The following is a 4,009-nucleotide window of genomic DNA, read 5'->3' on the forward strand; positions in this document are numbered from 1 at the left end:
GACGCTCGCTGGCCGGCTGCGGCGCATAGCGCTGTTCGATACGTTGCTCGATGGCCTTGACCTGGGCGGTGCTCAGGCTCTTGCTGGTCACGGGCGAGGCGTGGCAGGCGCTGATGGCGAGCAGGGCGGTCAGTGATATGGACAGACGATACATTTGCAAGAGTTCCTTGGTGTTTAGGCGGTCATGGTCGGGCCGCCCGAGCCAGGCCAGTTTTTGCGGGCAGCCATCAATACTTCATATTTGTCATTAGGCAGAGCAAAGTTCCAAGGGATCATCGCCAACTGCGTATTAACCGGTGTTTGACTAGTCGAGGCAGCCAGCGTATCGATAAACTTGGAAAATTCCATCGTTTGATTTGGTGATAGGAATTGTCGGAGGTAATTCAGGCCTTCCATCGCAGAATTTCGTTGACCTGTTTGTGTAATGCGTTCAAGGGTTAAGAAGAAATGTCGCCATGTGCGCACGCAGCGCAATAGCTTGATAATGGCTTTTTCTCGATCTCCACTGAAACTAAACTTAAAATCCTCGCCTAATATGTACAACGCTGGACCAATCACTTCGGGTGGAAGTTCATTGATTGCTATTTTATTGCCATGTAACTCCAGAGGTCGCCCTTCAAGTATTCGTTTGGCGAGGCCCTGCGCCATGGCGAGACGTGCTTTTCGGGTGTTCCACCAATCTTGAATGGACTCCAACCCCTCTGCCAATATCGTTTCGACAGTAGCTCCGGGAGAGCTCATGGTCTTTGTGACAATTTTGGAAAATAGATCAAAAGCTCCTTCGTTAATACTCAAGAGATACCGGTAATCGATACTGCTCAGGTTGCGATAGACCACCATGATTAACCCCGCAGCCTTTTCAAGATCAACCATGGTTCCGAAGCCGCCAGCCGCTCCTGGCCCCAACACCACTTGCGCCTTTAGATGGAAGTACAGGCGTCCGCCGCTCAACATGATCTGGAAATCAAGTTCGCCGCCTGCGCCCAATGCCACGTTCCCTTCACCCTTGACCGTAAGCAGATCTGACCAATTTGCATCCGGGCGGTGCTGATCCTCGGGAGCTATCCATTGGAACGCCCCCAATAGCGCACCACCTGCCTGAGCCCCGGCGAAAGCACTTCCCTGCAGCTTGACTGCGCCACCGCGACTGGAAAGCTCCGGAGACGTCAGCATCGCGCTGGCGCCGGAAGGACTGCTTTTCCACTTAGCCCCAGCAGTGGCAGCAGCAGTGCCGACCGCACCCACAAAGCAACTGAGTTCGAGTGCGCCCTTCATGCGAAAGGCGCCAAACCGATGGTAGATAACCTTGCCCTCGGCATTGCGGTAGGAGAAGAAGCAGTCGTACCCGTCCTGATCAGGTATGTAACGCTCCAGGCTGACCTTTCCTTCGGCCAACGCGAAGCTCGCCTGCGCCTTCACGCCAACAGATATTTCACCCTCCTTGGGATTAAACCCAGAGAATCCAGCACTGGCCTGCGCGGCAAAGCGCAACAGATGGGCCTCAGCATTGGCGGCATAGGGGGCATCGTCGCTTCTGTCTGAACTCCAGTTAATGACCTCCCGATGCAAGGCATTGACTGCGCAGTTTTCTTTCGCCGGCCAAGTGACAAGCTTCGCCTCCAAATTACCAAGCGGCTTGGCACTGTCTTCATTGAGTCCTCTTGCGACCTTCTCGCGGATTTTTGTGAGCAATTGCTTGCCGCGGGCACGCAAATCGCCGTCGCTCAGCGGGCGGGGGGCGTCGAGCACGCCAGCCACCTCAACACGGTAGCTGTTGTGCACAGTCGAGACATAGCGTTGAGAGATGTAATAGTGCCTATCGGGTCGACTGATCACGATGATTTCCGCAACGCCGTTGCGATTTGCGGCCAGGGTGGTGCTCCTATGCCGATGCACGCGCCCGCCTTCGCTGACCGATGGGGTCGTGCCGGATGCGGTGGTATCCGTATCTTTTTCTACAGGGGGCAGCGGCCGCTTGAGCACCTCGATCTCAGCATCAATGGTGGTGGGCATGCGCTTGCCGATCTTGCAGTTGATGCTGCTATCGAGGTTCCACGCTTTGCACAATTCAGCGAATTCCTGTCGCTGTTCTTTAAGCTGAGAAATTCGCCCTTGGATGTCCTCGCTCGTTTCAATACGCGCCAGCTCAGATGCCGGGGTAACGTCTTTTAGCGCGAGGAGGCCGGCCGCTTCGGCTTCTTTTGCCCAACGGAGCTTGCGGCATGCCACGCAAGGGCAGGTGTTTTCGCTGCCTTTCCCGGATATGACTTCGCAGGACTTGGGTTTCGCTTCCTTTGCGGCATCGGCGATGATTTTGCGAAATTTCTTCATGAGCGCATCGACCTTGTCGATGTGCTTCATGAGTTCCGCTCGCTGCTTCTCCGTCAGCACGTAGTAGGTGTCGCGATCCCCGGTGATGTGGACGATGTCGGCCATGGGTTCGACACAGCGCGGCGTACAGGCGGCTTTGTTGTCCACCACACTGTCGGCATGCTTGGGCGGCGGCAGAGTCACTTCGCTGTTCATGCGGTGGTTCCTTTCTGATAGAGGGTTTCCAGCATCGCCAGCCTGTCGCTGTGCAGGTAGTTGGCGTCGGTCAGCAGCGCTTCGGCTTCCGGCGATCGTCGGTAGAAGTCGTCGCCATGGAGAATGGCGAGTCGTAGCCAGCGCTCCTGCAATGCCTGCTGGGTGAATCCGTAGTGGTGGGCCGAGGTCAGGGTGTCATACACATAGCGCTCGGGGCCGTCGGGACCGTCCTGCGTCAAGGTCAACATTTCGTGGTAGTCCAGGGCCAGTTGCACGGCGGTGTCCCGCAGACGCTCGGCGTCAAGGCGCGCCAGCAGCGCGTCGTCGAATACCGGTGCCGATGGCAACTTGGTGTCGCCCGGCATGGTGTCGGGCGACCAACTGCTCCAGCCCGCCACGCCATGCCAAGCCAGTGTTTGCCAAGGGCCGGCCAGGGCTTGTCGTTGAACCGAGGTGAGGGCGGTGAGCAAAGCGCGTATCCACCGTGGATTGAACCAGCGCAATTGCAGGGGCGTGGCGTTGGCACCGGGGACGCTGAGCCAGTTGCGACAGTGGTCGCACAAAGCTTCCCAAGAGAGCTCCGGAACGGGAAACAGGGCGATGCCCAACGGTTCGCGCTCCATGCGGTTCAACAGCTCGCCGATCACCCGACTGCCCCACCAGACGCGTACCAGTTGCGGGCCCACGCTAGCCAATGGCCGTAACGGCGTGCCGAGGTAGAGAGATTCGACCGCCCAGCCGTCGGCATCGCGCTCGGCATAGAGTGCTTCCAGCAGGGTGTCGTCCAGAGCCGCATCCAACAACAGACAGTGACCCGGGTGCCCCAGATCTACCGGCATGTCAGGGTGCTGGCTCAGGCCGGGCAGACGTTCAGTGGCCAAGGTGAATTTGGCAGCGTCCATCATCATCGAACTCGCAGGTTGGAGAAATCAGCAAGGCGCCTTCCTTGGCAGCACGTACGTACTCATCCGGGGCCAGGGCCAACGCCACAGGCGCCAGCGGTATTGGGGGTTGCGGCGTCGCACCCAGGCGGATGGGAACGCTGCTGTAGATGCCGCTCGGGTCAATCCGAATCGCATGGCCGCCCGCTTGCAGGCTGAGGCTGATACCGCCGTCGACGATGAGTTGGTCGCCGGCCTGCAGTTGGACGCGCCGGCCACCACGCATGAGGAAGTTGCCGCTGACATCGGTGGAGCGGTTGCCGTTGACTTGCAGGGCGTCGTCAGCTTGCGCTTCGATGGTGCGCTTCCCGACCATCAACAACGATGAGGCGTCCTCGACCTGAATCGCGTTGTCGCCCTTTACGCTCAGGTGGCGATTGCGGCCAATATGGATCTGCTCATCGTTCTCGACACGCTCGCTGCGGTCATTGCCGACAAAGGTGGTCTCGTCATGGTTGACGTGGATGTTCTGATCCCTCTGGGCGTGGACGTAGACTTCCTCCTGCCCGGCCTCGTCCTCGAAGCGCAGTTCGTTGAAGCCT

At 58.4% G+C, this 4,009-nt stretch carries 3 protein-coding genes; all 3 read right to left on the reverse strand.

Features of this window, described 5'->3' with window-relative positions; translation table 11 throughout:
• Positions 1–174: 174 nt before the first annotated feature.
• Positions 175–2,526 (reverse strand): hypothetical protein, encoded by a 2,352-nt coding sequence (locus DID96_RS37325; protein WP_124604289.1) that lies wholly within the window; start codon positions 2,524–2,526, stop codon positions 175–177.
• Positions 2,523–3,434: a DUF4123 domain-containing protein gene (locus DID96_RS37330; RefSeq protein ID WP_124604291.1), complete on the reverse strand. Its 912-nt coding sequence runs from the start codon at positions 3,432–3,434 to the stop codon at positions 2,523–2,525. Before DID96_RS37330 ends, DID96_RS37325 begins: the two co-directional genes overlap by 4 nt.
• Positions 3,397–4,009: bacteriophage T4 gp5 trimerisation domain-containing protein (locus DID96_RS39480; protein WP_409333852.1), on the reverse strand; the 613-nt coding region annotated here is incomplete at its 5' end. The genes DID96_RS37330 and DID96_RS39480, both read right to left, overlap by 38 nt.

This window comes from Burkholderia sp. Bp8963, from assembly GCF_003854275.1.
Lineage (GTDB): Bacteria > Pseudomonadota > Gammaproteobacteria > Burkholderiales > Burkholderiaceae > Burkholderia.

Bases quoted from the DNA above. Each gene is read 5' to 3' on its own strand.
- DID96_RS37325 (WP_124604289.1), bottom strand. From the start codon at position 2,526: ATGAACAGCGAAGTGACTCTGCCGCCGCCCAAGCATGCCGACAGTGTG.
- DID96_RS37330 (WP_124604291.1), bottom strand. From the start codon at position 3,434: ATGATGATGGACGCTGCCAAATTCACCTTGGCCACTGAACGTCTGCCC.